The following is a 24,024-nucleotide window of genomic DNA, read 5'->3' as shown; positions in this document are numbered from 1 at the left end:
CCTAATTCTTCAGCGTGAGCGACAGCACCTTCACGACGAGATCCTTGTAGCTGATGCCGACCGCGCGCGCGGCCTTCGGCGGCAGCGAGTGATCGGTCATGCCGGGCGCCGTGTTCACTTCGAGGAAATACGGGTTGCCGTCCGAGTCGAGCATGAAGTCGGCGCGGCCCCAGTCGGTGCAGCCGAGAATCTCGAACGCGCGCTTGGTCAGTTGCTTCATGCGCGCTTCTTCGGCTTCGGTCAGGCCGCACGGAATCAGGTACTGCGTGTCGTCGGCGACGTACTTCGCGTGGTAGTCGTAGAACTCGCCCGCCGGCACGATCTTGATGACCGGCAAGTCGAGATCGCCCGCGATGCAGCACGTGAACTCGCCGCCGCCTTCGATGCTTTTCTCGACGATCACGATCTTGTCGAAGTTCGCCGCTTCGGCGAGCGCGGGCACGAGCGTTTCCGCGCTCTTCACCTTGATGACCGCGACACTCGATCCTTCGCTTGCCGGCTTCACGAAGAGCGGCAGCCCGAGCTTCGCGATGATGTCCTGCGCACGCGCCGCGTAGTCTTCGCCGCGGAACACGGTTTCGAACGGCGGCGTCGGAATGCCGGTCTGCTGCCACACGAGCTTCGTGCGCAGCTTGTCCATGCCGAGCGCCGAGCCGAGCACGCCGCTGCCCGTATAACGGATGCCGTAGAAATCCAGCGCGCCTTGCAGTTGCCCGTTCTCGCCGTAGCCGCCATGCAGCGCGATGAACGCGCGCACGAAGCCTTGCGCCTTCAGATCCGAAAGCGGATGCCGGGCCGGATCGAAGGGATGCGCGTCGATGCCTGCGTCGCGCAGACCTTCGAGCACGAGGCGCCCGGAATTGAGCGAGACCTCGCGTTCGGCGGAATTTCCACCGAGCAGCACCGCGACTTTGCCGAACACGGCCGGATCGATTTGATTCACTTGATTGCTCGTTACGTCTGTCATTTCAGTTCTGGCCGTTGGCCACATTGGCCAGCTTTCCGCACACACCGCCGATGGAACCCGCGCCCATTGTGATCACCACATCGCCGTTGCGCGCGATCGTCGTCACCGCGTCGGGCACTTCGTCGATCGTTTCGACGAACACCGGCTCCACCTTGCCCGCGACGCGAATCGCGCGCGCCAATGCCCGGCCGTCCGCCGCGACGATGGGCGCTTCGCCTGCCGCGTAGACATCGGTGAGCACGAGCGCATCGACCGTGGACAGCACTCTCACGAAATCCTCGAAGCAATCGCGCGTACGCGTATAGCGATGCGGCTGGAACGCGAGAACGAGACGGCGATCGGGAAAGGCGCCGCGCGCCGCCGCGATCGTCGCAGCCATTTCGACCGGGTGATGACCGTAATCGTCGATCAGCGTGTACGCGCCTTCGCCGGTGCTCGCGTTCACTTCGCCGTAACGCTGGAAGCGCCGGCCCACGCCGTTGAATTCGGCGAGCGCACGCTGGATATCGGCATCGGCGACTTCGAGTTCAGTTGCGATTGCAATGGCCGCGAGCGCGTTCTGCACGTTGTGCGTGCCCGGAAGATTCAGCACGATGTCGAGCGACGGCGCATCCGCGCGCAGCGTCGTGAAATGCATGCGGCCATCGCGCGCCTCGACGTTCACCGCGCGCACTTCGGCTTCAGCGCCCAGGCCGTAGCGAATGATCGGCTTCGACACGAACGGCAGAATCTCGCGCACGTTCGGATCGTCGACGCACAACACCGCTATGCCATAGAACGGCAGACGATGCGTGAACTCGATGAACGCCTGCTTCAGCCGCGCGAAATCGTGGCCGTAGGTGTCCATGTGATCGGCGTCGATGTTCGTGATGACTTCGATCACCGGGAAGAGATTCAGGAACGATGCGTCCGATTCATCCGCTTCCGCGACGATGAAATCGCCCGTGCCGAGACGCGCGTTCGCGCCCGCGCTGTTCAGGCGGCCGCCGATCACGAAGGTCGGATCGAGCCCGCCCGCGGCGAGCACGCTTGCGACGAGCGAAGTCGTCGTGGTCTTGCCGTGCGTACCGGCGATCGCGATGCCCTGCTTCAGACGCATCAGCTCCGCGAGCATCACGGCGCGCGGCACGATCGGCACGCGGCGATGGCGCGCGGCGAGCACTTCGGGATTGTCGGAACGCACGGCCGTCGACACGACGACAGCATTGGCGCCTTCGATGTTCTGCTCGTGATGGCCGATCTCGACACGCGCGCCGAGCGCACGCAGCCGCTCGGTCACGGCGCCGTTCGCGAGATCCGAACCGCTCACGTGATAGCCGAGATTGAGGAGCACCTCGGCGATGCCGCTCATGCCAGCGCCGCCAATCCCGACGAAGTGAATATGCTTGACGATATGTTTCATTTAATGTGCCTCCCGAGCTTGCGCGTTCACACGCGCGCCGGCCACGTCGGCGCATATGCTCGCGACCTTCTCGGTCGCGTCCGGTTTCGCGAGTGCGCGCGAGCGCTCGGCCATTTGCTCGAGCGATGCGCGCGACTGTGCGCGTAGCCAGTCGGCGAGCTTCTGCGCCGACAAATCGCGTTGTTGTATCAATTCAGCCGCGCCGTTCTTCGCGAGAAAGGCGCCGTTGGTCGTCTGGTGATCGTCGACGGCGAACGGGAACGGCACGAAGAGCGCGGCAACGCCGACCGCGGCGATCTCCGACACCGTCATTGCGCCCGAGCGGCAGATGACGAGATCCGCCGATGCGTACGCGAGCGCCATGTCCTCGATGAACGGCACGAGTTGCAGGTCTTCACCGCGTGTGAGACCTGCCGCCGCGTAGTTCGCTTCCAGTGCTTCGATATGCTTCGCGCCCGCCTGATGAACGACGCGCGGACGCTCTTCCGGAGAGAGCATCGCGAGCGCCTTCGGCACGGTTTCGTTCAATGCGGCCGCGCCGAGACTGCCGCCGACGACGAGCACATTCAGACGCCCGGAACGCGCGGCGTAGCGTACTTTGGGTGGCAACGCGCTCGTTAGTTCCGCGCGGATCGGATTGCCGGTCCATTCGGCATTCGGCAGAGCATTCGGGAACGCGACGAGCACGCGTTTGGCGAGATGCGCGAGCACCTTGTTCGCGAGTCCCGCGATCGAATTTTGTTCGTGCAGCACGAGCGGGCAGCCCGCGAGCTTCGTCATGATGCCCGCCGGAAACGTGATGTAGCCGCCCATGCCGAGCACGACGTCCGGCTTCACGCGACGCAGCGCGGCGAGACTCTGCGAGCACGCGCGCAGCAGATTCACCGGCAGCATCAGCTTCGTCTTGATGCCTTTGCCCCGCACGCCGCCGAAGCGCACGTATTCCATCGGAATGCCATGCTTCGGCACGAGCGTCGCTTCCATGCCGTTCGCATTGCCGAGCCACACCACGCGCCAGCCGTGCGCCTGCATCCAGTGCGCGACCGCGAGCCCCGGGAACACGTGGCCCCCGGTGCCGCCTGCCATCACCATCAAGGTGCGGTCGCGTTGCGCGGTCATACTTTTCCTCCGCGCATGAGCACCCGGTTCTCGTAATCCACGCGCAGCAAAACAGCCAGCGCCACGCAGTTCAGCAAAATGCCCGAGCCGCCGTAGCTGACGAGCGGCAGCGTGAGACCTTTGGTCGGCAGGAGGCCGAGATTCACGCCCATGTTGATGAACGTCTGCGCGCCGAACCAGATGCCGACGCCCTTCGCCATCAGACCGGCGAACGTGCGATCGAGCGCGAGCGCCTGGCGGCCGATCTCGAACGCGCGGCGCACGATCCAGTAAAACAGCAGGATCACGCAGATCACGCCGACGAATCCGAGCTCCTCGCCGATCACCGCGAGAATGAAGTCGGTATGCGCTTCCGGAAGATAGTTGAGCTTTTCGACGCTCCCGCCGAGGCCGACGCCGAGCCACTCGCCGCGTCCGAACGCGATCAGCGAGTGCGTCAACTGATACGCCTTGCCTTGCGCGTAACGGTCGTCCCACGGATCGAGGTAAGCGAAGATCCGCTCGCGACGCCACGGCGATGCCCACACGAGCAGCGTGAACGTGCCGACCGCCGTCGCCACCAGTCCGCCGAACAGCTTGCCGTTGACGCCGCCGAGGAACAGCACGCCCATCGCGATGGCGGCGATCACCATGAACGCGCCCATGTCGGGTTCGAGCAGCAGCAACGCGCCGACAGCGCCGACCGCGACGGCCATCGGCAGAAAGCCCTTGCCGAAGCTGTGCATGAATTCCTGCTTGCGCACGGTGTAGTTCGCGGCGTAGATCGTCACCGCGAGCTTCATGATTTCCGACGGCTGCATGTTCGTGATGCCGAGCGGAATCCAGCGGCGCGCGCCGTTCACGCCTTTGCCGACGTGCGGAATCAGCACGATGACGAGCAGCACCAGCGCGAAGAGGAACAGCTTCGGCGCGTACTTCTCCCAGGTCTTGATCGGAATCTTGAACGCGATGATCGCGCCGACGAGCGCCGTCGTGATCGAGACCAGGTGGCGCACGAGGAAGTGATAGTCCCGATAGCTCGCGTACTTCGGAGAATCCGGCATTGCGATGGACGCCGAATACACCATCACGATGCCCAGACCGAGCAGCGAGATCATCACCCACAGCAGCGAATAGTCGTAGTCGAGCATGCGCGAGCGCGCGGGGCGCACGCCGTTCACCGCGCTCGAAATGCCGCCGCGCGTGCCGGAGCCGGAATTCGAGCGGCCCGCGAGCGAGTCGCCCGGCATCGCGTTGCGCTGGCCCGTGAGTTTCGATCCGAAGCGGTCCGACCAGCTCATAGCATCACTCCCCGCGCGGCGGCGATTTCTTCGACCGCGCCGCGAAACACATCGGCGCGGTGTGCGTAGTTCTTGAACATGTCGAGGCTCGCGCACGCGGGCGAGAGCAGCACGGCGTCGCCGGCTTCCGCGATGCGCGCAGCGGCGTTCGTCGCGGCTTCGAGCGTCGCGTGGTCTTCGAGCACGACACCTGTAGACGCGAGCGTTTCGCGGATGCGCGGCGCGTCGCGACCGATCAGCATGACCGCGCGCGCCCAGCGTGCGACAGGCGCTTCGAGCGGCGAAAAGTCCTGGCCCTTGCCGTCGCCGCCGGCGATCAGCACGATGCGTTGCGCGAGGCCATCGAGCGCTGCAACCGTCGCGCCGACGTTGGTGCCCTTGCTGTCGTCGACGTAATCGACGCCATCGATTTGCGCGATCACTTCCACGCGATGCGGCTCGCCGCGATACTCGCGCAGGCCGTGCAACAGCGCGGCGAGCGGCAGATCGATCGCACGCGCGAGCGCGAGCGCCGCAAGCGCGTTCGCCGCGTTATGGAGACCGCGAATGCGCAGTGCATCGACCGGCATCAGCCGCTTAGAGACGACGTTCGGCTCGCTGAATTCCTGCTTGCGACGACGCGAAGGTGCGGGTTCGTCGGCGGCATCGCGATCGACACCGATGACGAGCCACGTCATGCCGTTGTCGCGCAGCAAACCATAATCGCCGACATGACACGGCTCGTTCAACCCGAACGTCACGACGCGGTCCTGCGCGATGTTTTTCGCGAGCGCCATCGTGCGGGCGTCGTCACGGTTCAGCACGCGCGTCGTGCGCAGACCGAAGATGCGTCCCTTGGCGGCGGCATACGCGTCCAGGCCGCCGTGCCAGTCGAGATGATCCTGCGTGATGTTGAGCACCGCGGCCGCGTGCGGGGCGAAGGTATGCGAGGTTTCCAGCTGGAAGCTCGACAGTTCGAGCACCCAGACATCCGGAAGCGCGGTTTGATCGATGGCTTCGGTCAGCTTGTCGAGCATCGACGGGCTGATGTTGCCCGCAACCGCGACCGACTTGCCCGCACGCTCGCACAAAAGGCCGGTGAGCGCGGTGGTCGTGGTCTTGCCGTTGGTGCCGGTGATCGCGATGACCTTCGGCGCGTAACCGTTCAGGCTCAATCCGGCGAGCGCCTGCGCGAAGAGCTCGAGTTCGCCCCACACGGGAATACCGCGTTCGTTCGCTGCGGCGATCAACGGCGCGAGATCGGGCGCGAGCGGCGAAAGCCCCGGACTGATCGCGACGAGTTCGATGCCGCCATCGAGCAAAGCGGGCGTGAACGCGCCGCCGATGAAATCCGCATCGATCTTGTGAACCGCGAGTTCGGAAAGATTCGGCGGCGTTTCGCGCGTGTCGGCGATCTTCAGGCGGCAACCGTGCCTGGCGCACCAGCGCGCCATCGCCAGACCGGATTCACCCAGTCCCAGCACGAGCACCATCGGACTTTGCCGACCGACAAACTTCTCGCCAAACATCGCTTTACCTTTCCCAAAAACCTGAAACCGCGAAAACGCAAAAAGATCAACGCAACTTGAGCGTCGACAAGCCGAAGAGACACAGCATCAACGTGATGATCCAGAAGCGCACGACCACTTGCGTCTCGGTCCAGCCGGACAACTCGTAGTGGTGATGCAGCGGCGCCATCTTGAAGAAGCGTCGGCCTTCGCCGTAGCGGCGCTTCGTGAACTTGAACCAGAAGACCTGCAACATCACGGAGAGCGTTTCCGCGACGAAGATGCCGCCCATGATGAAGAGCACGATCTCCTGACGGACGATCACCGCGATCGTGCCGAGCGCGCCGCCGAGCGCGAGCGCGCCGACATCGCCCATGAAGACTTGCGCGGGGTGCGTGTTGTACCAGAGAAACGCGAGACCCGCGCCTCCCATTGCGGAACAAAAGATCAAAAGTTCGCCTGCGCCGGGAATGTGCGGGAACAGCAGATATTTCGAGTAGACCGAGCTGCCCATCACATACGCGAACGCGCCAAGCGACGCACCCACGAGCACGACGGGCATGATGACGAGACCGTCGAGGCCATCGGTGAGATTCACCGCGTTGCTCGAACCGACGATCACGAAATACGTCATCGCGATGAAGCCCCACACGCCGAGCGGATAGGTGATCGACTTGAGGAACGGCAGCATCAGGTCCGCGCGCGCGGGCAGGCCCATCGACAGGCCGCTCTTCACCCACGCCATGAAGAGATCGAACACGCGCGCGTTGTTCGCCTCCGAGACGCTGAACGCGAGATACACGGCCGCGAAAATGCCGATCACCGATTGCCAGAAATACTTCTCGCGCGATGACATGCCGCGCGGATCCTTATGCACGACCTTGCGATAGTCATCCACCCAGCCGATCACGCCGTAGCCGAAAGTGACGAGCATCACGATCCACACGAAGCGGTTCGTGAGATCGGCCCAAAGCAGCGTCGATACCGCGATGCCGATGAGAATCAGCACGCCGCCCATCGTCGGCGTGCCAGACTTGACGAGGTGCGTCTGCGGGCCATCTTTGCGCACGGCCTGGCCGACCTTGAGCGAGGTCAGCTTGCGGATGACCCACGGGCCGCAAACGAGGCCGATCAAAAGCGCCGTCGCCGTGGCTCCCACGGCGCGGAACGTGATGTAGGTAAACACGCGCATGAAGCTGGCGTCATTCTGAAGCCATTGCGCGAGTGCGAGTAGCATACGGGTCCTTCTCTTTCAGTGAATCAATGTGCCGCGGGCGCATTGCCCGCAGCGGGTTGGTGTGGAGTCGTCAAGGCGTCCACCACACGCTCCATCTTCATGAAGCGCGAGCCTTTGGCGAGATACGTTGCGTTGTTGCCGTAACCTGCGCGTTCGAGCCCCGCGACCATTTCGGTGACGTCACCGAAATGCTGCGCGGTTTGCTTCGATGCCTGCGCGTTGAATGCGTTCACCGAATCGACACTGGCGGCGCCGAGCGCGAAGAGCGCATCGATGCCGCGCTCGGCTGCATACGCGCCGACTTCCCGATGAAACGCCGGACCTTCTTCGCCGACCTCGCCCATGTCGCCCATCACGAGCACGCGGGGCGCCGCCTGCGATGCGAGCACGTCAATTGCAGCGCGCATCGAATCGGGATTCGAGTTGTACGTGTCGTCGATGACGGTCGCACCCGCGAGCGCGCCGAGGATCGCACGCTTCACCTGCAGGCGGCCCTTCACCGGCTGAAACGATTCGAGGCCGCGCTTGATCGCATCGAGCGAGACGCCCGCGGCGAGCGCGGCAGCGGTCGCGGCCATTGCATTGCGCGCGTTGTGTTCGCCGAGCACGCTCAACGCGACGTCGAGCGCGCCTTGCGGCGTCTGCATGCGCACCGTCGTGCCTTCGAGCGTGCCGGTGACGGCTGCTTTCGACGCGTCGTCCGTCAGCGCGAAGTCGATGATTGCGTTGTCCGTCGCGGCCGTGCGCCAGAAGACGGCGTATTGATCGTCGGCGGGGAACACGGCGGTCCCTGTTTCGCCGAGCGCGTGAATCACCGACGCATGCTCGAGCGCGACCGCTTCGACCGTCGCCATGAACTCCTGATGCTCGCGCTGCGCATTGTTGACGACGGCGACGTCCGGCGCGGCGATCTTGCCGAGCGCTTCCGTTTCGCCCGGATGATTCATGCCGAGTTCGACCACCGCTAGCTTGTGCGACGCATTCAGACGGAACAGCGTGAGCGGCAAGCCGATGTCGTTATTGAAGTTGCCAGCCGTCGCGAGACGCGATTCCTCGCCGACCGCAGCCGCGAAGATCGAGGCGATCATCTCCTTGACTGTCGTCTTGCCGTTGCTGCCAGTGACAGCGACGAGCGGCATCGTGAAGCGCTTGCGCCAGCCGTGCGCCAGCGCACCGAGCGCGGCGCGCGTGTCCTTTACCTTGATGACAGGAAGCGGCCAGGCATCGACGTTGCTCGGGTCGCGTGACACGAGCGCCGCAGCCGCGCCGCTCTTCGCTACCTGATCCAGGAAATCATGCGCATCGAAGCGATCGCCCCGCACCGCGACGAACAGGTCACCGGCCTGAACACCGCGGCTGTCCGTGACGATGCGCTCGATGACCACGTTTTCATCGCTCTTCAGGACGGCGCCGGGAATCATCGCGGCGGCTTCGCGCAAGGTGAACATCGTCATTCGCCACCTCCGCGCTGTTGCGTGGCGCGTGCGGCAAGTGCGAGCCTCGCGTGATCCTGATCCGAGAACGCGCGCTTCTTGCCCATGATTTCCTGCGTCGCTTCGTGTCCTTTTCCCGCGAGCACGACGACATCCTCGCGTGCCGCCGAGCGGATCGCCTGCAGGATCGCGCTCGCGCGGTCCTCGATACGGCGTGCCTTGGCGGCGTCGGTCATGCCGACTGCGATCTGATCGATGATGGCTTGCGGGTCTTCGCTGCGCGGGTTGTCGCTCGTGATGACGACCTGATCAGCGAGGCGCTCCGCGATCGCGCCCATCAACGGGCGCTTGGTCGCATCGCGATCGCCGCCGCAGCCGAACATGCAGACGAGCTCGCCGCCGCGCGCCTGAGCGATCGGGCGCAGCGCGCTGAGCGTTTTGTCGAGCGCATCGGGCGTGTGTGCGTAGTCGATCACGACGAGCGGTTCATCGCTCTGAACGCGTCCGCCGAGACGCTCCATACGGCCGTTGACGGATTCGAGCTTCTCGATGCGCGCGACGGCGGCGGCGAACGGTACGCCGACTTCGAGCAGCACGCCGAGCACGGAAAGCAGATTGCTCACGTTGAACGTGCCGAGCGTGCCCACTTCGACATCGGCCTCGCCCCAGTCGGACGACAGATGAAACGCGGTGCCCGTCGCGGTCGCGCGGACTTGCGTCGCGAGCAGCATCGCGTCGGCGCTCGGCACGGCATCGGCGGGCATTTCGACGCCGTAGGCAATCGTGCGCACGTTGCCGCGCAACGATTCGATCAGACGCCGGCCCGCCGCATCGTCGCGATTGACGATCGCCGTCTTGAGCGACGGCCACGAGAACAGACGCGCCTTCGCGGCTTCATAAGCGTCGAAGGTGACGTGATAGTCGAGATGGTCCTGCGTGAGATTCGTGAAAATGGCGATGTCGAAATCGACGCCATTCACGCGGCCCTGATGCAGCGCGTGCGACGACACTTCCATCGCGACGCCTTCCGCGCCCTGCACCTTCAGTTGCGCGAGATTGCGCTGCAATTGCGGCGCGTCGGGCGTAGTGAAGCCGCTATGCACGAGCTTGCCCGGCATGCCGATGCCGAGCGTTCCGACGATCGCGCACGGACGGCCGAGCGCCGTCAACGCCGTGGCGATCCACTGGCTGCACGAGGTCTTTCCGTTCGTGCCCGTCACGCCGACGGTCAGCATCGATGCCGTGGGCTCGCCGTACCACGCGGACGCGATCGGGCCCGCGAGCTCGTTCAGCGCCTTCACGGCGAGCGTCTTCGATGCATCGGGCTTGCCCGCGAACTTCTCCGGCTGATACAGCGCCGCAGCCGCGCCCGCGGCGAGCGCGGCGTCGAGATACGGGCGGTTGTCCGCACCGTCGACCGCATAGGCGAGGAACACGTCGCCGCTTTTGAGCGAGCGCGTGTCGGCGTGCAGTTGCGCCTCGGGCTGCGCGTGCGCGCGCAGCCATTGAACGGCATGTGATACGTCCTTTTGCATCTTGCTCTGTCGGGCTTGCGCGCTCATCGCACGACTCCCGGGTGCGTCTTCGTGTTGCTCGACACCGCCACTTTCTTCGCGGTGTTCGCGTTGTTTCTGTTCGCCGGCTGCTGGGCGGCCGGTTGTGCTGCGGAGTTCGAGTCGTCCGTCACGACCATCTGCTTGACCGGCATGTCGGGCGGCACGTTGAGCGCGCGCAAGGTATCGCCGACGATGCCCGAGAACACCGGACCCGACACCTGACCGCCGAAGTGGCTGCCGACCGTCGGTTCGTCGACCGATACCGCCACGACGATGCGCGGATTCGGCATCGGCCCCATGCCGACGAACGATGCGCGGTACTTCGAATGGTCGTAGCCGTGACCGCCGTGCTTGTACGCCGTGCCCGACTTGCCGCCGACGCGATAACCCGGAACAGCCGCATCCGGCGACGTGCCGCCCTTCGCCGTCACGGTTTCGAGCATCGCGCGCACTTGTCGTGCAGTTGTGGGCGCGAAAACCTGCTGACCGATTGGCGGCTGATCGCCGGGCGTGCGGAAAATCGAGACCGGCAGGATGGTGCCGTCGTTCGCGATCGCCGTGTACGCGCGCGCGAGCTGGAATAGCGACGCCGACAAGCCGTAGCCGTAGGACATCGTCGCCTGCTCGATACGCCTCCAGCTTTTCCACGGCCGCAAACGCCCCGTCACCGCGCCCGGAAAACCGACCTTCGGCGCCTGACCGAGCCCGATGCTCGTGTACATGTTCCACATTTCTTCGGGGCGCAATTGCATCGCAATTTTGGTCGCGCCGATATTGCTCGACTTCTGAATCACGCCGCCGACCGTGAGCGTGCCGAACCCGGAATCGTCCGTGATGCGCGCGCCGTCGAGCACGAACACGCCGCCGCCCGTTTCCACGAGCGTATTCGGCGTCACCCGGTGCAGATCGAGCGCGAGCGAAACAGTGAACGGCTTCATGATCGAGCCCGGCTCGAATGTGTCCGTGAGAATGCGGTTGCGCAACTGCTCGCCCGTCATGCGCGCGCGGTCGTTCGGGTTGTAAGTGGGATAGTTGACGAGCGCGAGCACCTCGCCCGTTTTCACGTCGATCACGATCGCCGCGCCTGCCTTCGCCTTCGACTTCTCGACGGCCGCCTTCAGGTTCGTGTACGCGATGTACTGAATCTTGCTGTCGATCGAGAGTTCGACATCCGCGCCGTTGTGCGGCACGACCTGCTCGTCGACGTCCTCGACGATGTGGCCCATGCGGTCCTTGATGACGCGACGCATGCCCGGCGTGCCGGCGAGGACGTTCTGGTCGCCGAGTTCGACGCCTTCCTGGCCCTTGTCTTCAATATTAGTAAAGCCGATCAGGTGCGCGGTGATTTCGCCTTCCGGATAGAAGCGCTTGTATTCGCCGCGCGAATAAATGCCGGGAATATCGAGCGCGGCGACTTTCTGCGCGACTTCGAGCGACACCTGGCGCTTCACGTAGACGAAGGTCTTGTCCATCGAGAGCTTCGCGCGCAGCTCTTTTTCCGGCATTTCGAGCAGTTTGGACAATTGCGCGAACTTGTCCGCGCCGAGATCGTTCGGCACGGCTTCGGGAATCGCCCAGATGGCCTTCACCGGCAGGCTCGTCGCGAGCACGAGGCCGTTGCGGTCGCGGATCTGGCCGCGCGTCGCCGGCATTTCGAGCGTGCGCTGATAGCGGCTCTCGCCCTGCTTTTTGAAGAACGCGTTGCCCGGACCCTGAATCCAGAACGCGCGTGCGGCGAGCGCGACGAACGCCATGAAGAGCAGGAACACGACGAACTTCGAGCGCCACATCGGCAGGCGCACGGCGAGAAGCGGGTTCGGCGTATGAGCGATATCTTTCTGCTTCGCGGATTTTTTCATCGCTTGGCTCCGCGGGCAGGCGGCGCCGACGCCGGCAGCGGCGGCGGCATGGGTGCGTCGGCGGCCTTGCCGGTCGCCGTGTCGTAGGTGAGATATTGCGTGCGGCCGGTCGTCACGGGCTGCATTTTCAGTGAGTTAGTGGCCAACTGCTCGATGCGCGACGTCTTCGAAAGCGCGCTCTGCTGATACTGCAACTGCGCGTAATCCTGCTGAAGCTGACGCTCCTGCGACTGCGCGCGCTGCAGGTCGATGAATATCTCCCGCTGCTGATTGGTGGAGCTGACGACCGACAGCGCGCACCCGAGCACGATGATCAGCAGGAAGATATTGAGACGGTTCATGGCGCGATCCGCTCAGCGATACGCATCACAGCGGACCGCGCGCGCGGATTGTCGGCGACTTCGGCATCACTCGGAAACACGCGTCCTACCACGCGCAGCGGCGGGCTGGGAAGATCGACCGCACGGATCGGCAAGCGACGATCCACCGCCGGCGCGTTCGCGTGCGCCTGCATGAACCGCTTGACGATCCGGTCTTCGAGTGAATGAAAGCTGATCACGACCAGCCGCCCCCCTTGCTCCAACAATGCCAGTGCCGACTCAAGTACTACCTGCAGCTCCGCAAGCTCTTGATTGACGTGAATCCGTATAGCCTGAAAGGTGCGAGTTGCCGGGTCCTTGCCCTTTTCACGGGTTTTGACGACGTGACCCACGATTTCGGCAAGCTCGCTCGTGCTGTCGAGAGGCCCAAGACGGTCGGACTCTGCCCGGCGAGCAACAAGCGCCTTTGCAATCTGAAAAGCAAACCGTTCTTCCCCATAATCTCTGATGACCTCCGTGATTTCCTGCACCGTGGCCCGTGCGAGCCACTCAGCCGCCGACTCGCCGCGAGTCGGATCCATCCTCATGTCGAGCGGACCTTCTGCGCGGAAGCTGAAGCCGCGCTCCGGGTCGTCCACCTGCGGCGACGACACGCCAAGGTCCAGCAACACGCCCGACACCCGCCCGATCCCACGCTCGCTCGCCGCATCGCGCAACGCCGCGAAGCTGTCGTGCACGATCGAAAAACGCGAGTCTTGAATCTGTTGCGCCGTGGCGATTGCAAGAGGATCCTTGTCGAAGGCGATGAGCTGCCCCGCTTCCCCCAACTGCTGCAAGATCGCCCGACTATGACCGCCGCGCCCGAACGTGCCATCTATATAGATGCCGTCCGTGCGCGTGATCAGCCCGTCCACCGCTTCGTTCAGCAACACCGTTCGGTGCTGCAGCTCATTTCCCGACTTCGCCATGTTCTTCAGCGCCGCGTCAGAAAGTGAAATTCTTCAGCGCGTCGGGCATGCCCTGCGCCATCGCCGCTGCTTCCTTCGCCGCGTATGTCTGCGAATCCCACAACTCGAAGTGCGCGCCCATGCCGAGCAAGGTCACTTCTTTTTCCAGCGACGCGGCAGCGCGCAGCTCGGGCGAGACCAGCACGCGCCCGGCGCTGTCGAGTTCGACATCCATTGCATTACCGAGAAAGATGCGCCGCCACCACATGGCTTCCATCGGAAGCGCGGCGACCTTGGCGCGAAAGACTTCCCACTCCGGGCGAGGAAAGAGCAACAGGCATCCATCCGGGCTCTTCGTGAGCGTCACCCGGCCTTCTGCCTGCCCTTGCAGCGCTTCCCGATAGCGAGACGGAACCGACATCCGTCCTTTCGCATCGAGCGTCAGCGCCGACGCCCCTTGGAACACTCACCCTCTCCCCGTTTCGGACGCCCACCCTGACGCCCGTCCCACCCAGTTTTGCTCGAAAATGGCTTCTGAATCACACAAAAGACCACTTTCTCACACTGTCTCCCACTTTAGAGGAACGCATTTCCTCGGTCAAGACGCGTAACTTTTTTTCGAGTGCTTTTTATTCGCTAGAACAAGGACTTAGCGCGGGAGCTTGAAGTGACGGTGAAAGAGAAAACCGTTATGAATTAGAGAGCTAGTGCGGGATGTGAAGGTAGTACGTGAAATGAGCAGGCGAAATGAGGGAAATGTAACGGTTCTTCGGGTCGTTTCGTGGTCTGCTATCGGGTTCCGGCGGGATGCGCCTCGGGCCGACCGGCTGCGCGATCGGTCGAGGCGTTCAATGCTCTATATGTAGTAGGCCGTGCCGGTCATCACTTTGGAAGCCGCGCGCATGAGCGCGCGAACCGGAAACGGCACTTCGCTTCCACCCGCGCCGATCGCCGCGGCGGCGTGCGCGCTTTCATCGAGACGCATCTGCTCGACGATCGCGCGCGACGCGTGATCGTTCGCCGGCAACGTCTTCATGTGGCCATCGAGATGTTGCTCGACCTGACGCTCGGTTTCAGCCATGAAGCCGAGACTCGCGCGATCGCCAAACCGGCCCGCGACGAAACCGATCGCAAGCGCGCCCGCATACCACAGCGGGTTCAGCAAGCTTGGCCGCGACTCCAGATCCTTCAGCCGCGTCGACGTCCACGCGAGATGATCTTCTTCCTCGCGAGCCGCTCGCTCGAAGCCCGCCTTGAGCTCGGGCGAATTCGTGGCGAGCTTTTGCGCCTGATAAAGCGCCTGTGCGCAGACTTCCCCCACGTGGTTCACACGCATCAAGCCGGCCGAATGAGCGCGCTCTTTCTCGGTGAGTTGCGATTCTTCGGAGAGATCTCCGCCTTGCAGATCGGAGCCGGAGATCGTCGATTCGGGAATCGGCCGCGACATGCGACTTACGCCGGTCATGGAGCGCAAGCCTCGATCGAACTCGCTGATGACTTCATCGAGCGTCATGTTGTCACCTCTCTTCATAGTCCGTGGTCACGGCGTTTGCACGTTGCGGCAAACCGTAGTCGCAGGCTCGTCGGAACTGATTTCGTGCTGCGATCAATGGCCGAGCGAGCATGCGAGGGAAAACGCGGATTCTAGCGCACATCGACAGGCCGCGACGCCGCGCAGGCTTGCCAGAACGGGCTTGCGGCAGTCCGGAGAGCGTGCAGGTTCTTCCATGGAAACCGTCGCGAATGCGTCGCGGTTTAGCGCGCCGACAAATTTTGACGAAGCACTTTCGGCCCACGGAACTGCACCCAAATCGCCCCTTCGCAAGCACCAGTTTTGGTAATTAGGGCAAACACGAGTCGCAAAACTCCTGCAAAACCAACATTTTAGCGCTGTTGCGTAAACGTCACATTAGTCCGGCGGATCACCCCTTTTCCTTTGTCCGCCAAAGCCTCTTTGTTACATTACGTCTCAACTTCAATTTAGAAGCCCGGCAGGGACCGTCAACACACTGGCGCTAGAACAGTGACCTTGCCACAAAGTCGCAAACACTCCCTGGAGATCTATTCAATGAAAAAGTCGCTTCTCGCTCTCGCCGCATTGGGCGCATTCGCAGGCGCCGCACATGCGCAGAGCAGCGTGACGCTGTACGGCATCATCGACGCAGGCTTCGCCTACAACAACAACAGCAACGGCCAGAAGCTGTATGCAATGAACAGCGGCAACCTGCAAGGTAGCCGTTGGGGCCTGCGCGGCACGGAAGACCTCGGTGGCGGTCTGAAGGCCATCTTCGTGTTGGAAAACGGCTTCAACGTGTTCAACGGTCAGCTGGGCCAGGGCGGCGACATGTTCGGCCGTCAGGCTTATGTCGGTCTGTCGACGGCGCAATTCGGCACGGTCACCCTGGGTCGCCAGTACGACTCCGTGGTTGACTACACCGGCGCATTCGAAGTCGGTAGCCAGTGGGCGTCGTACTTCGGCGCGCACCCGGGCGACCTGGACAACATGAACAACTCGAATCGCGTGAACAACGCGGTCAAGTACACGAGCGCAAACTACGCCGGCTTCACGTTCGGCGGCCTGTATAGCCTCGGCGGCCAGGCTGGTCAGTTCAACCGCAACCAGATCTGGTCGGTTGGTCTCGGCTACTCGCAAGGTCCCCTGCAATTGGGCGCGGGCTACTTGAACGTCAAGGATCCGAACTATTCGTTCTTCGGCAACAACGCGACGAGCCGCAACGCAGCCACGACGCCTACGGCTTCGAACATGACGAGCCGCGTGTACTCGGGCTTCGCATCGGCCAAGACGCAGCAAGTCATCTCGGCTGGCGGTGCTTACACGTTCGGCGCAGCGACCATCGGCGCAACGTATAGCAACACGCAGTTCAAGGACGTCAACAATGAAGCAGGCGCTGGCCTGAACCCGGCTGGCTTCACGGGCGGCTCGGGCAAGTTCCACAACGCCGAAATCAACTTCAAGTATCAGTTGACCCCGGCCCTGCTGCTCGGCGTCGCATATGACTACACGAAGGGTTACGGCCTGACCGACGCCAAGTACCATCAAGGCATGCTCGGCGCCGACTACTTCCTGTCGAAGCGCACCGACGTGTACATCGACGGTATCTACCAGCACGCGAGCGGCACGGACTCGACGAACCGCACCGCGGTTGCGAACATCAACGGTCTGTCGCCGTCGTCGACGTCGAACCAGGTTGCTGCTGTTGTCGGTATCCGTCACAAGTTCTAATAAGTCGTAACAAAGCGGTATCCTCTGAAAGGCGCCTTCGGGTGCCTTTTTTTCGTTCGCGACCGGGAAATTGCAATGTCATTGCGTCGCGCGCGCCCAACAAAAAAGCCATCGCGTCTCACGACACGATGGCTTTTTCGCTTCGGACGATTCGAACGCTACGCGCGGCCGTCGCGCAATTCGCGTCGCAGAATCTTGCCGACATTGCTCTTTGGCAACTCGTCGCGGAATTCGATCATGCGCGGGCGTTTGTAGCCGGTGAGCCGCTCCTTGCAGAAGGCGATGACATCGGCTTCCGTCAGACTCAGATCCTTGCGCACGATGAATAGCTTCACCGCCTCGCCGGACGCCTGGTCCTTCACCCCGACCGCGGCGACTTCGAACACGCCCGGCAACATGGCGACGACATCCTCGACTTCGTTCGGATACACGTTGAAGCCCGACACGAGGATCATGTCCTTCTTGCGATCGACGATCTTCACGTAGCCGCGCTCGTCCAGCACGCCCACGTCGCCCGAGCGGAAAAAGCCGTCGTGCGTCATCACTTTCGCCGTTTCGTCGGGACGGTTCCAGTACCCCGCCATCACCTGCGGACCGCGAATGCAAATTTCGCCGGGTTGGCCGAGCGGCACTTCGCGGTTGTCATCGTCGCGGATGGAGACTTCCGTCGATGGAAGCGGCAAGCCGATCGTGCCCGTATATTCGGTCGCGGTCACCGGATTGCAGGTCACGCACGGAGACGTCTCGGACAAGCCGTAACCCTCGATGATCGGCACACCGGTCGCGGCAAACCAGCGTTTTGCGACGGCCTCCTGAACCGCCATGCCGCCGCCGTTCGCCGCGATGAGTTTGGAGAAATCGAGCTTGCCGAAATCGGGATGATTCAGCAGCGCGTTGTAGAGCGTGTTCACCGCCGGGAACGTGTTGATGGGAATGCCCTTCAATTCCTTGATGGTCCCGGCGATGTCACGCGGATTCGGGATCAGCACGCCCAGGCCACCAGTCCGGATCGTCAGCATCCCGCACACCGTAAGCGCGAAGATGTGATACAGCGGCAGCGCGACCACGCAAACGAACTGATCGATATCGGGGCGGCGCTTGCGTGCCGGATCGAGCCAGACTTCGGACTGCAGCGTGTTCGCGATGATATTGCGGTGCGTAAGCGTCGCGCCCTTCGCGACGCCCGTCGTGCCGCCTGTGTACTGCAGGAACGCGACGTCGTCAGGGCTCTGGCTGACAGGCTGGAGCGCGATGCGGCCGCCCTGGTCGATCGCATCGTTGAAGCGAATGCTGCCGGGCAGGCTCCACTCGGGCACCATCTTCTTCACGCGACGCACGACGAAGTTGACCAACAGCCCTTTCAAGCCCATCAGATCGCCCATCGACGCGACCACGACATGTTTGATTGCCGTGTTCTTGACGACTGCCTGAAGCGTGCCGGCGAAGTTCTCCAGAATGACGATCGCTTCCGCGCCGCTATCCTTGAGTTGATGCTCGAGCTCGCGCGGCGTGTAAAGCGGATTCACGTTGAGGACGATGTAGCCGGCGCGCAGCACGGCCGCAATCGCGACGGGATATTGCAGGACGTTCGGCATCATCAGCGCGACGCGTGCGCCGGGCTTCATCCCCCGCTGCTGGAACCACGCGGCCAGCTTTCTCGACATTGCGTCGAGCTCGGCGTATGTAATCGCCTGGCCCATGCACACGAACGCGCGGCGATCGCGATTCTTGCGAAAACTATCCTCGAGCAATTCGGGAACTGACCGATACGCGGAGGCATCGATGGACGCAGGCACGCCGGCCGGGTAAGACTGCAACCAGGGTTTCTCCATACGGCGTCTCCTTTATATGATTTTAGAATGGTCGTGCGGAAGCGAGATCGTAGCTTTTCGCCAAGCCTCCGACAACTGGGTTAGACGCCATACACCATGCATGGACGCCCCCGGTTTGCCAAGCTCTCATCTGCGACGGTGTGAAGGTTAAGATTGCAGCCATGCATCCGGACTTCGCTGTCCGGCGCAAGCCGGCGGTCCCTGATGGAATTTGCTGGTCGGGGTCTCATCAGATTTGCGTGCTGTCGCGCACACCGGTGTTTTCAGACTTTCCCGACCACGGTCTAACCTGTTCTGCCATCACGTAATGATTGCCCAGGCAATCGGCTGAAGTCTCCTGCTGTTCGTTATTCGATGCGGGTATTGCTGAGGTTAAACTGCCATTTTTGCCGCCGCGTAATCGCTCTCGAACTCGCGACTGCGGGCCAGGAGTGCCCATACGATCCGTGCATTTTTGTTTGCGAGTGCCACGGCTGCGACATTCGGGTTTCGCCGCTGTAACAGGCGCTGCAACCAATAATCTTTCTGCTCCTTGCGACTGGCAGCCTGAATTACTGAACGCGCGCCGTGAATCAGCAACGTTCTCAAATAGGTGTCGCCTCTTTTACTGATACCGAGTAGCACGGTCTTGCCGCCGCTGGAGTTCTGCCGGGGCACCAGACCAAGCCATGCCGCGAGCTGACGCCCGTTTGAAAAACTCTTTGCGTCGCCGATCGAGGCAATCAATGCACTCGCGGTAATCGGCCCGATGCCGGGCACCTTCGCGAGCTTGCAACTGGCTTCGTTCTCGCGGTGCCACGTTTGAATCTGCACCTCCAGCTCCCGGACCTGACAGTCGAGCTCTTTAAGGTGTTCCATCAGGCGCTGAATCAGCAGCCGGAACGATCCCGTCAACTCGTTGGTCGCATCTTCGAGCAACTCGGGTACCCGTCGGGCAATGTGGGAGATCCCTTGCGGGACAACCAGTCCGAACTCACTAAGCAGACCGCGTATCTGGTTGGCTTGCGCAGTACGTGCCCGCACGAAGCCTTGCCGGACACGATGTAGCGACAGCACCGACTGCTGCTCAATGTTCTTGACCGGCACGAAGCGCATATTCGGCCGCGCGACGGCTTCGCAGATCGCCTCGGCGTCGGCCGCGTCGTTCTTGTTCGTCTTCACGTAAGGCTTGACGAATTGCGGTGGGATCAGTCGCACGGCATGCCCCATGGTCTCGAGTTTGCGAGCCCAGTAGTGCGCGCTCCCACAGGCCTCCATCCCGATCAGACAGGGCGACAGGCACATTCGACGCCGGCTACGCAGCTCACCCGATCTGAACGAACACAGCTTCATCTTTACTTAACACGATCACCCAACTGGTTTTGCGACGACTGAAAATTGATGACGTGAACGGCTCAGCGGCCTGCCGAAGAACCTGAGTGCCAAAGAGGCTTTTCGAAGCCGATCCACTGTTAAGGATCGTCAGGCGCGAATCTCATCGTGGCGCGGGGAGCGATCCCCACAATGACGCCGAATAGATTTAAGCAAGCCAACTCGCCATCGAAGATCAGGGTTGCAAAAACGGGGTGGACCATAGATTTGGCACATCGATGCCGTTTCGGGTGGGGGCGTCCATTCCATTAGACCCGTTCGAGTTTGCTCGTCCGATGCACGTCAATCCAACTGCTCGACTTCGACGAGGCAATCGTAAAAGGTCGCGGAGCCTCCGAGGTCGGTCAACGCCTGACTGGTTACCTGATTCGCGTTGCAGCCATCCGGCGACAGCTTCTTCCACCAGATCGACAATCCGACAACGACGCCTTCGCGCGCGCGGTCCGTCACGCGCGCGCGGGCCTGCATCGAGCCGCGATCGTTGAAGATGCGCACCAGCGCGCCATCCACAACGCCTCGCGCTTTTGCATCGACAGGATGAATATCAAGATGAGGTTCGCGTTCCGCCGCGCGCAGGCTCTCGATGTTCACGAAACTGCTGTTCAGGAAGTTGCGGGCGGGCGGAGAGATCATCGCGAGCGGATAACGCGCGGCCAGTTCCGGCGAGCCGTCCGCGGATTCGTACGGAGGCAGGTAGTCCGGCAGAGGGTCGAGGCCTTCGAGTTTCAGGCGTTCGCTGTAGAACTCGCATTTTCCGGATGGCGTGCGGAACGCGCCGTCGGCCAGTGGCGCGTCGGCGATGTCGAGCTTCAACCAGCCGGACGCCTTCAGCTTGTCCCAGCTCTGGCCCTCGAGTGTTTTGTCGTCCCAGCGGAAAGCCTTCGACGCGATCTGCTCGTCGGATTCGAAAAGCGCGGGTTCGGTGAGATCCATCGCGCGGGCGAGGCCGCGGAATATCTCAGTGTTCGGACGCGCTTCGCCGACGGGTTGAATCGCCGGAAGATTGGCCATCACATGGGTATGACCGTACGACTTGTGGACGTCCAGATGTTCGAGTTGCGTCGTCGCGGGGAAGATCAGGTCGGCGTAATCGGCGGTATCGGTCTGAAAGTGTTCGAGCACGATCGTGAACAAATCCTCGCGCGCGAAGCCCGCCTCGACCTTCGCCGAGTCGGGCGCCACCGCGACAGGATTCGAGTTGTACACGATCAGCGCTTCGATCTTGGGACCGAAATTCTCGTCACCAGGATGGAGCAGCGCATCGCCGATCGCATTCATGTTGACCGCACGGGGCAATTTCGAAGGCCAACCGGGCAGCAAATCGGGACGCTCCAGCGCACTGCCGTTGACCGGCGTCCAACCCGACGAAGAAAGCAGCAAGCCTCCGGCGCGTTCGCGCCACGTGCCGGTCAATGAGGGCAAGCAGGCAATTGCGCGGACCGCGTTGCCGCCACCGCGCACGCGCTGCATGCCGTAGTTGAGCCGGATTGCAGCCTTCTTCGTCGATCCGAAAGCGCGAGCGAGTTCCACGACGACGTTCTCTTCGATGCCGCATATCTGCGCAACCCGCGAAGGCGGATACTGCGCCGCGCGCGCCGCAAGTTCTTCGAAGCCGACCGTATGCGCGCTTACATATTCGTCGTCGATGAAATTCTCGCGGATCAGCACGTCGATCATGCCGAGAGCGAGCGCGGCATCGGTGCCCGGGCGCAGCGCGACGTGCTGATGACACTTTTCCGCCGTGAGCGACTTATAGGGATCGATCGCGATCAGCTTTGCGCCGCGACGCTTCGCTTCTTGCGCGCGCGTCCAGAAATGCAGGCTCGACGCGATCGGATTCGCTCCCCAGATCAGGATAAGTTCGCTCTCTTCGTAGAACTCCGCGTGCATGCCGAGGCTGGCGCCGTACGTGTAGTGCAGGCCAGCCGCACCCGCGGCGGCGCAAATGGTGCGCTCGAGTCGTGAGGCGCCCAGCACGTTGAAAAATCGAGCAGCGATGCTTTCTCCCTGCACCAGACCCATCGTTCCAGCATAACTGTATGGAACGATGGCTTCGGGCGCACGCTGCGCGATCGGCTTCAGGCGTTCGGCGGCGAGTTGCAGTGCCTTGTCCCACGTGATCGGCTCAAAGCGGCCCTCGCCCTTCTTACCGATTCGCCGCAGCGGCGTCAGAAGCCGATCTTTGTGATGTGTACGCTCGGCGTATCGGGCGACCTTCGTGCAAAGAACGCCCTGCGTCGGAGGATGATCCGGATCGCCGCTGATTTTGATCGCTTTGCCGTCTCTGACCGTTACGCGCATCGCGCAGGTATCGGGGCAATCGTGTGGGCATACGGCTCGGGCGAACTCGGCTGGAGCGTTCATTGGAAGTCCGGTAAATCAGAACAAAAGGCGGCAGATGACGGAATTCTATTACGGCCGCTATGCGATCGACCGTCCGATGCCGCAAATAGTGGCGGCGTAGAATGGAGCGACTAACGCGTTCAATAAGCGCGATCCGAATTCAAACGTGAGAGCGGTTCAAATGAATCTGATCCCAGAAATCGAAGCATCACACGACGAAATCAAAACGCTCCGACGAACGATCCATGCCCATCCCGAATTGCGTTACGAAGAGGTCGGCACCGCGAAACTCGTGGCCGAGAGCCTCGAGCGTTGGGGAATCGAGGTGCATCGGGGATTGGGAAAGACGGGCGTCGTCGGAGTACTGAAGCGCGGCACTGGCGGCGCATCGATCGGGCTGCGCGCGGACATGGATGCGTTGCCCGTTCAGGAACTCAATACGTTCGGACATCGATCGACGAACGACGGCCGCATGCATGCCTGCGGCCACGATGGTCACACTGCAATGCTGCTTGGCGCCGCGAAACATCTCGCCGAGCATGGCAAATTCGACGGGACCGTCGTTTTCATTTTTCAGCCGGCCGAGGAAGGCGGTGCGGGCGCGAAGGCAATGATCGAGGATGGTCTCTTCAAGCGATTTCCCGTCGATGCCGTGTTCGGCATTCACAACTGGCCCGGCATGCCCGCCGGCAGTTTCGGCGTGGTCGAAGGGCCGATCATGGCGTCGAGCAACGAGTTTCGCATCACGGTTCGCGGAACTGGTTCACACGCAGCCTTGCCGCATAACGGACGCGATCCGGTATTTACGGCGGTTCAGATTGCGAACGGACTTCAGAGCATCATTACGCGAAACAAAAAGCCGATCGATACCGCGGTGCTTTCCATCACCCAGATTCATGCTGGGGAAGCAGCGAACGTGGTGCCCGATCAGGCGTGGCTCGGTGGCACTGTGCGCACCTTCACCGTTGCAACGCTCGATCTGATCGAAGAGCGCATGCACAAAATCGTCGAAGCAACTGCTGCGGCGTACGATTGCGAGGTGGAATTGCACTTCAACAGAAACTATCCGCCGACGATCAACGCGGCTGAAGAGACGAGATTCGCGGCGGAAGTCATGGCCGAAGTCGTAGGAAAAGATAAGGTCGACAACGCCGTCGAACCGACGATGGGCGCGGAAGATTTCTCGTTCATGCTTCTCGAGAGGCCCGGATGCTACGCGTTCTTGGGTAATGGCGATGGTGGACATCGCGAGAGAGGACATGGCGCTGGCCCATGTATGCTGCACAACGCCAGTTATGACTTCAACGATGATCTGCTGTCCGTCGGATCGTCGTATTGGGTGCGTTTGGTAGAGCGATTCATGGCTCGTTGATGAGCTGCGGCGGCGAATAGCCATCGCTCTTCGCGTTGGAGCGTCGCGCTGCCAAATTTGCCACGCCAACGCAAAAACCCCACCTTTGCGGGGTGGGGTTTTTGTTTGCGGCATGAGGAGCCTGACGATTACCTACTTTCACACGGGTGATCCGCACTATCATCGGCGTGGAGTCGTTTCACGGTCCTGTTCGGGATGGGAAGGGGTGGTACCGACTCGCTATGGTCATCAGGCATGACTTGTTGTTGTGTCGCC

General features: G+C 62.3%; 17 protein-coding genes, 1 rRNA gene and 1 pseudogene. 2 read left to right on the top strand and 17 right to left on the bottom strand.

Annotated features, from left to right (window positions below):
• Position 1: 1 nt before the first annotated feature.
• The 13 genes from ACEN42_RS02705 to coq7 form a co-directional block, all read right to left on the bottom strand.
• Positions 2-943 (bottom strand): D-alanine--D-alanine ligase, encoded by a 942-nt coding sequence (locus tag ACEN42_RS02705; RefSeq protein WP_035510201.1) that lies wholly within the window; start codon positions 941-943, stop codon positions 2-4.
• 25 nt (positions 944-968) lie between these two features.
• Entirely contained in the window at positions 969-2,369 is a 1,401-nt protein-coding gene (murC, locus tag ACEN42_RS02700; protein WP_187606100.1) for a UDP-N-acetylmuramate--L-alanine ligase, read from the bottom strand.
• Positions 2,370-3,488 carry an undecaprenyldiphospho-muramoylpentapeptide beta-N-acetylglucosaminyltransferase gene (gene murG / locus ACEN42_RS02695; protein WP_371880566.1) on the bottom strand — a complete coding sequence of 373 codons (1,119 nt, stop codon included), beginning with the start codon at positions 3,486-3,488 and terminating at the stop codon, positions 2,370-2,372. It abuts the gene before it with no gap.
• A complete protein-coding gene (ftsW, locus tag ACEN42_RS02690) occupies positions 3,485-4,768 on the bottom strand; it encodes a putative lipid II flippase FtsW (protein ID WP_187606102.1) in 1,284 nt (427 codons plus the stop codon). The genes murG and ftsW overlap by 4 nt, the downstream gene beginning before the upstream one ends.
• Positions 4,765-6,276: a UDP-N-acetylmuramoyl-L-alanine--D-glutamate ligase gene (murD, locus tag ACEN42_RS02685; RefSeq protein WP_371880565.1), complete on the bottom strand. Its 1,512-nt coding sequence runs from the start codon at positions 6,274-6,276 to the stop codon at positions 4,765-4,767. The genes ftsW and murD overlap by 4 nt, the downstream gene beginning before the upstream one ends.
• Before the next feature lie 46 nt (positions 6,277-6,322).
• On the bottom strand, positions 6,323-7,492 hold the full coding sequence (gene mraY, locus ACEN42_RS02680) for a phospho-N-acetylmuramoyl-pentapeptide-transferase (protein WP_187606104.1): 1,170 nt from the start codon (positions 7,490-7,492) through the stop codon (positions 6,323-6,325).
• A gap of 23 nt (positions 7,493-7,515) precedes the next feature.
• A complete protein-coding gene (murF, locus tag ACEN42_RS02675; RefSeq protein ID WP_371880564.1) occupies positions 7,516-8,946 on the bottom strand; it encodes a UDP-N-acetylmuramoyl-tripeptide--D-alanyl-D-alanine ligase in 1,431 nt (476 codons plus the stop codon).
• Positions 8,943-10,487: a UDP-N-acetylmuramoyl-L-alanyl-D-glutamate--2,6-diaminopimelate ligase gene (locus tag ACEN42_RS02670; RefSeq protein WP_371880563.1), complete on the bottom strand. Its 1,545-nt coding sequence runs from the start codon at positions 10,485-10,487 to the stop codon at positions 8,943-8,945. The genes murF and ACEN42_RS02670 overlap by 4 nt, the downstream gene beginning before the upstream one ends.
• Positions 10,484-12,340 carry a penicillin-binding protein 2 gene (locus ACEN42_RS02665; protein WP_238288259.1) on the bottom strand — a complete coding sequence of 619 codons (1,857 nt, stop codon included), beginning with the start codon at positions 12,338-12,340 and terminating at the stop codon, positions 10,484-10,486. The genes ACEN42_RS02670 and ACEN42_RS02665 overlap by 4 nt, the downstream gene beginning before the upstream one ends.
• Complete coding sequence (ftsL, locus tag ACEN42_RS02660; RefSeq protein ID WP_035510177.1) at positions 12,337-12,681, bottom strand: cell division protein FtsL; 345 nt, start codon at positions 12,679-12,681, stop codon at positions 12,337-12,339. Before ftsL ends, ACEN42_RS02665 begins: the two co-directional genes overlap by 4 nt.
• Positions 12,678-13,628 (bottom strand): 16S rRNA (cytosine(1402)-N(4))-methyltransferase RsmH, encoded by a 951-nt coding sequence (rsmH, locus tag ACEN42_RS02655; protein WP_187606109.1) that lies wholly within the window; start codon positions 13,626-13,628, stop codon positions 12,678-12,680. Before rsmH ends, ftsL begins: the two co-directional genes overlap by 4 nt.
• 16 nt (positions 13,629-13,644) lie before the next feature.
• On the bottom strand, positions 13,645-14,073 hold the full coding sequence (gene mraZ, locus ACEN42_RS02650) for a division/cell wall cluster transcriptional repressor MraZ (RefSeq protein WP_035510172.1): 429 nt from the start codon (positions 14,071-14,073) through the stop codon (positions 13,645-13,647).
• A gap of 390 nt (positions 14,074-14,463) precedes the next feature.
• Positions 14,464-15,120 (bottom strand): 2-polyprenyl-3-methyl-6-methoxy-1,4-benzoquinone monooxygenase, encoded by a 657-nt coding sequence (gene coq7, locus ACEN42_RS02645; protein WP_238212843.1) that lies wholly within the window; start codon positions 15,118-15,120, stop codon positions 14,464-14,466.
• A gap of 555 nt (positions 15,121-15,675) precedes the next feature.
• Between coq7 and ACEN42_RS02640 the strand changes: the two genes are divergently transcribed.
• A complete protein-coding gene (locus ACEN42_RS02640) occupies positions 15,676-16,851 on the top strand; it encodes a porin (protein WP_187606110.1) in 1,176 nt (391 codons plus the stop codon).
• Positions 16,852-17,009: 158 nt separating this feature from the next.
• Here ACEN42_RS02640 and ACEN42_RS02635 read toward each other — a convergent pair whose 3' ends face one another.
• The 3 genes and pseudogenes from ACEN42_RS02635 to ACEN42_RS02625 form a co-directional block, all read right to left on the bottom strand.
• Positions 17,010-18,683 (bottom strand): long-chain fatty acid--CoA ligase, encoded by a 1,674-nt coding sequence (locus ACEN42_RS02635; RefSeq protein ID WP_371880562.1) that lies wholly within the window; start codon positions 18,681-18,683, stop codon positions 17,010-17,012.
• Positions 18,684-19,055: 372 nt separating this feature from the next.
• Positions 19,056-19,961, bottom strand: a pseudogene (locus ACEN42_RS02630) (IS110 family transposase); the annotation flags it as partial.
• 375 nt (positions 19,962-20,336) lie between these two features.
• Positions 20,337-22,418 carry a molybdopterin-dependent oxidoreductase gene (locus tag ACEN42_RS02625; protein ID WP_371880561.1) on the bottom strand — a complete coding sequence of 694 codons (2,082 nt, stop codon included), beginning with the start codon at positions 22,416-22,418 and terminating at the stop codon, positions 20,337-20,339.
• Between the two features lie 160 nt (positions 22,419-22,578).
• Between ACEN42_RS02625 and ACEN42_RS02620 the strand changes: the two genes are divergently transcribed.
• Positions 22,579-23,769, top strand: coding sequence for a M20 aminoacylase family protein (locus ACEN42_RS02620; protein ID WP_371880560.1), 1,191 nt, complete (start codon positions 22,579-22,581; stop codon positions 23,767-23,769).
• 119 nt (positions 23,770-23,888) lie between these two features.
• Here the strand turns inward: ACEN42_RS02620 and rrf are convergent.
• Positions 23,889-24,002, bottom strand: a 5S ribosomal RNA gene (rrf, locus tag ACEN42_RS02615).
• Positions 24,003-24,024: the final 22 nt, after the last annotated feature.

It is taken from the genome of Caballeronia sp. S22, assembly GCF_964261745.1.
GTDB lineage: Bacteria > Pseudomonadota > Gammaproteobacteria > Burkholderiales > Burkholderiaceae > Caballeronia > Caballeronia jiangsuensis.
This window is presented reverse-complemented; position numbering and strand designations above follow the sequence as displayed.

Coding starts and splice junctions, on each gene's coding strand:
- murD (WP_371880565.1), bottom strand. CDS start 6,276: ATGTTTGGCGAGAAGTTTGTCGGTCGGCAAAGTCCGATGGTGCTCGTG.
- ACEN42_RS02670 (WP_371880563.1), bottom strand. CDS start 10,487: ATGAGCGCGCAAGCCCGACAGAGCAAGATGCAAAAGGACGTATCACAT.
- murG (WP_371880566.1), bottom strand. CDS start 3,488: ATGACCGCGCAACGCGACCGCACCTTGATGGTGATGGCAGGCGGCACC.
- murC (WP_187606100.1), bottom strand. CDS start 2,369: ATGAAACATATCGTCAAGCATATTCACTTCGTCGGGATTGGCGGCGCT.
- ACEN42_RS02665 (WP_238288259.1), bottom strand. CDS start 12,340: ATGAAAAAATCCGCGAAGCAGAAAGATATCGCTCATACGCCGAACCCG.
- ACEN42_RS02640 (WP_187606110.1), top strand. CDS start 15,676: ATGAAAAAGTCGCTTCTCGCTCTCGCCGCATTGGGCGCATTCGCAGGC.
- murF (WP_371880564.1), bottom strand. CDS start 8,946: ATGACGATGTTCACCTTGCGCGAAGCCGCCGCGATGATTCCCGGCGCC.
- mraY (WP_187606104.1), bottom strand. CDS start 7,492: ATGCTACTCGCACTCGCGCAATGGCTTCAGAATGACGCCAGCTTCATG.
- ACEN42_RS02635 (WP_371880562.1), bottom strand. CDS start 18,683: ATGGAGAAACCCTGGTTGCAGTCTTACCCGGCCGGCGTGCCTGCGTCC.
- ACEN42_RS02625 (WP_371880561.1), bottom strand. CDS start 22,418: ATGAACGCTCCAGCCGAGTTCGCCCGAGCCGTATGCCCACACGATTGC.
- rsmH (WP_187606109.1), bottom strand. CDS start 13,628: ATGGCGAAGTCGGGAAATGAGCTGCAGCACCGAACGGTGTTGCTGAAC.
- coq7 (WP_238212843.1), bottom strand. CDS start 15,120: ATGACGCTCGATGAAGTCATCAGCGAGTTCGATCGAGGCTTGCGCTCC.
- ftsL (WP_035510177.1), bottom strand. CDS start 12,681: ATGAACCGTCTCAATATCTTCCTGCTGATCATCGTGCTCGGGTGCGCG.
- ftsW (WP_187606102.1), bottom strand. CDS start 4,768: ATGAGCTGGTCGGACCGCTTCGGATCGAAACTCACGGGCCAGCGCAAC.
- ACEN42_RS02620 (WP_371880560.1), top strand. CDS start 22,579: ATGAATCTGATCCCAGAAATCGAAGCATCACACGACGAAATCAAAACG.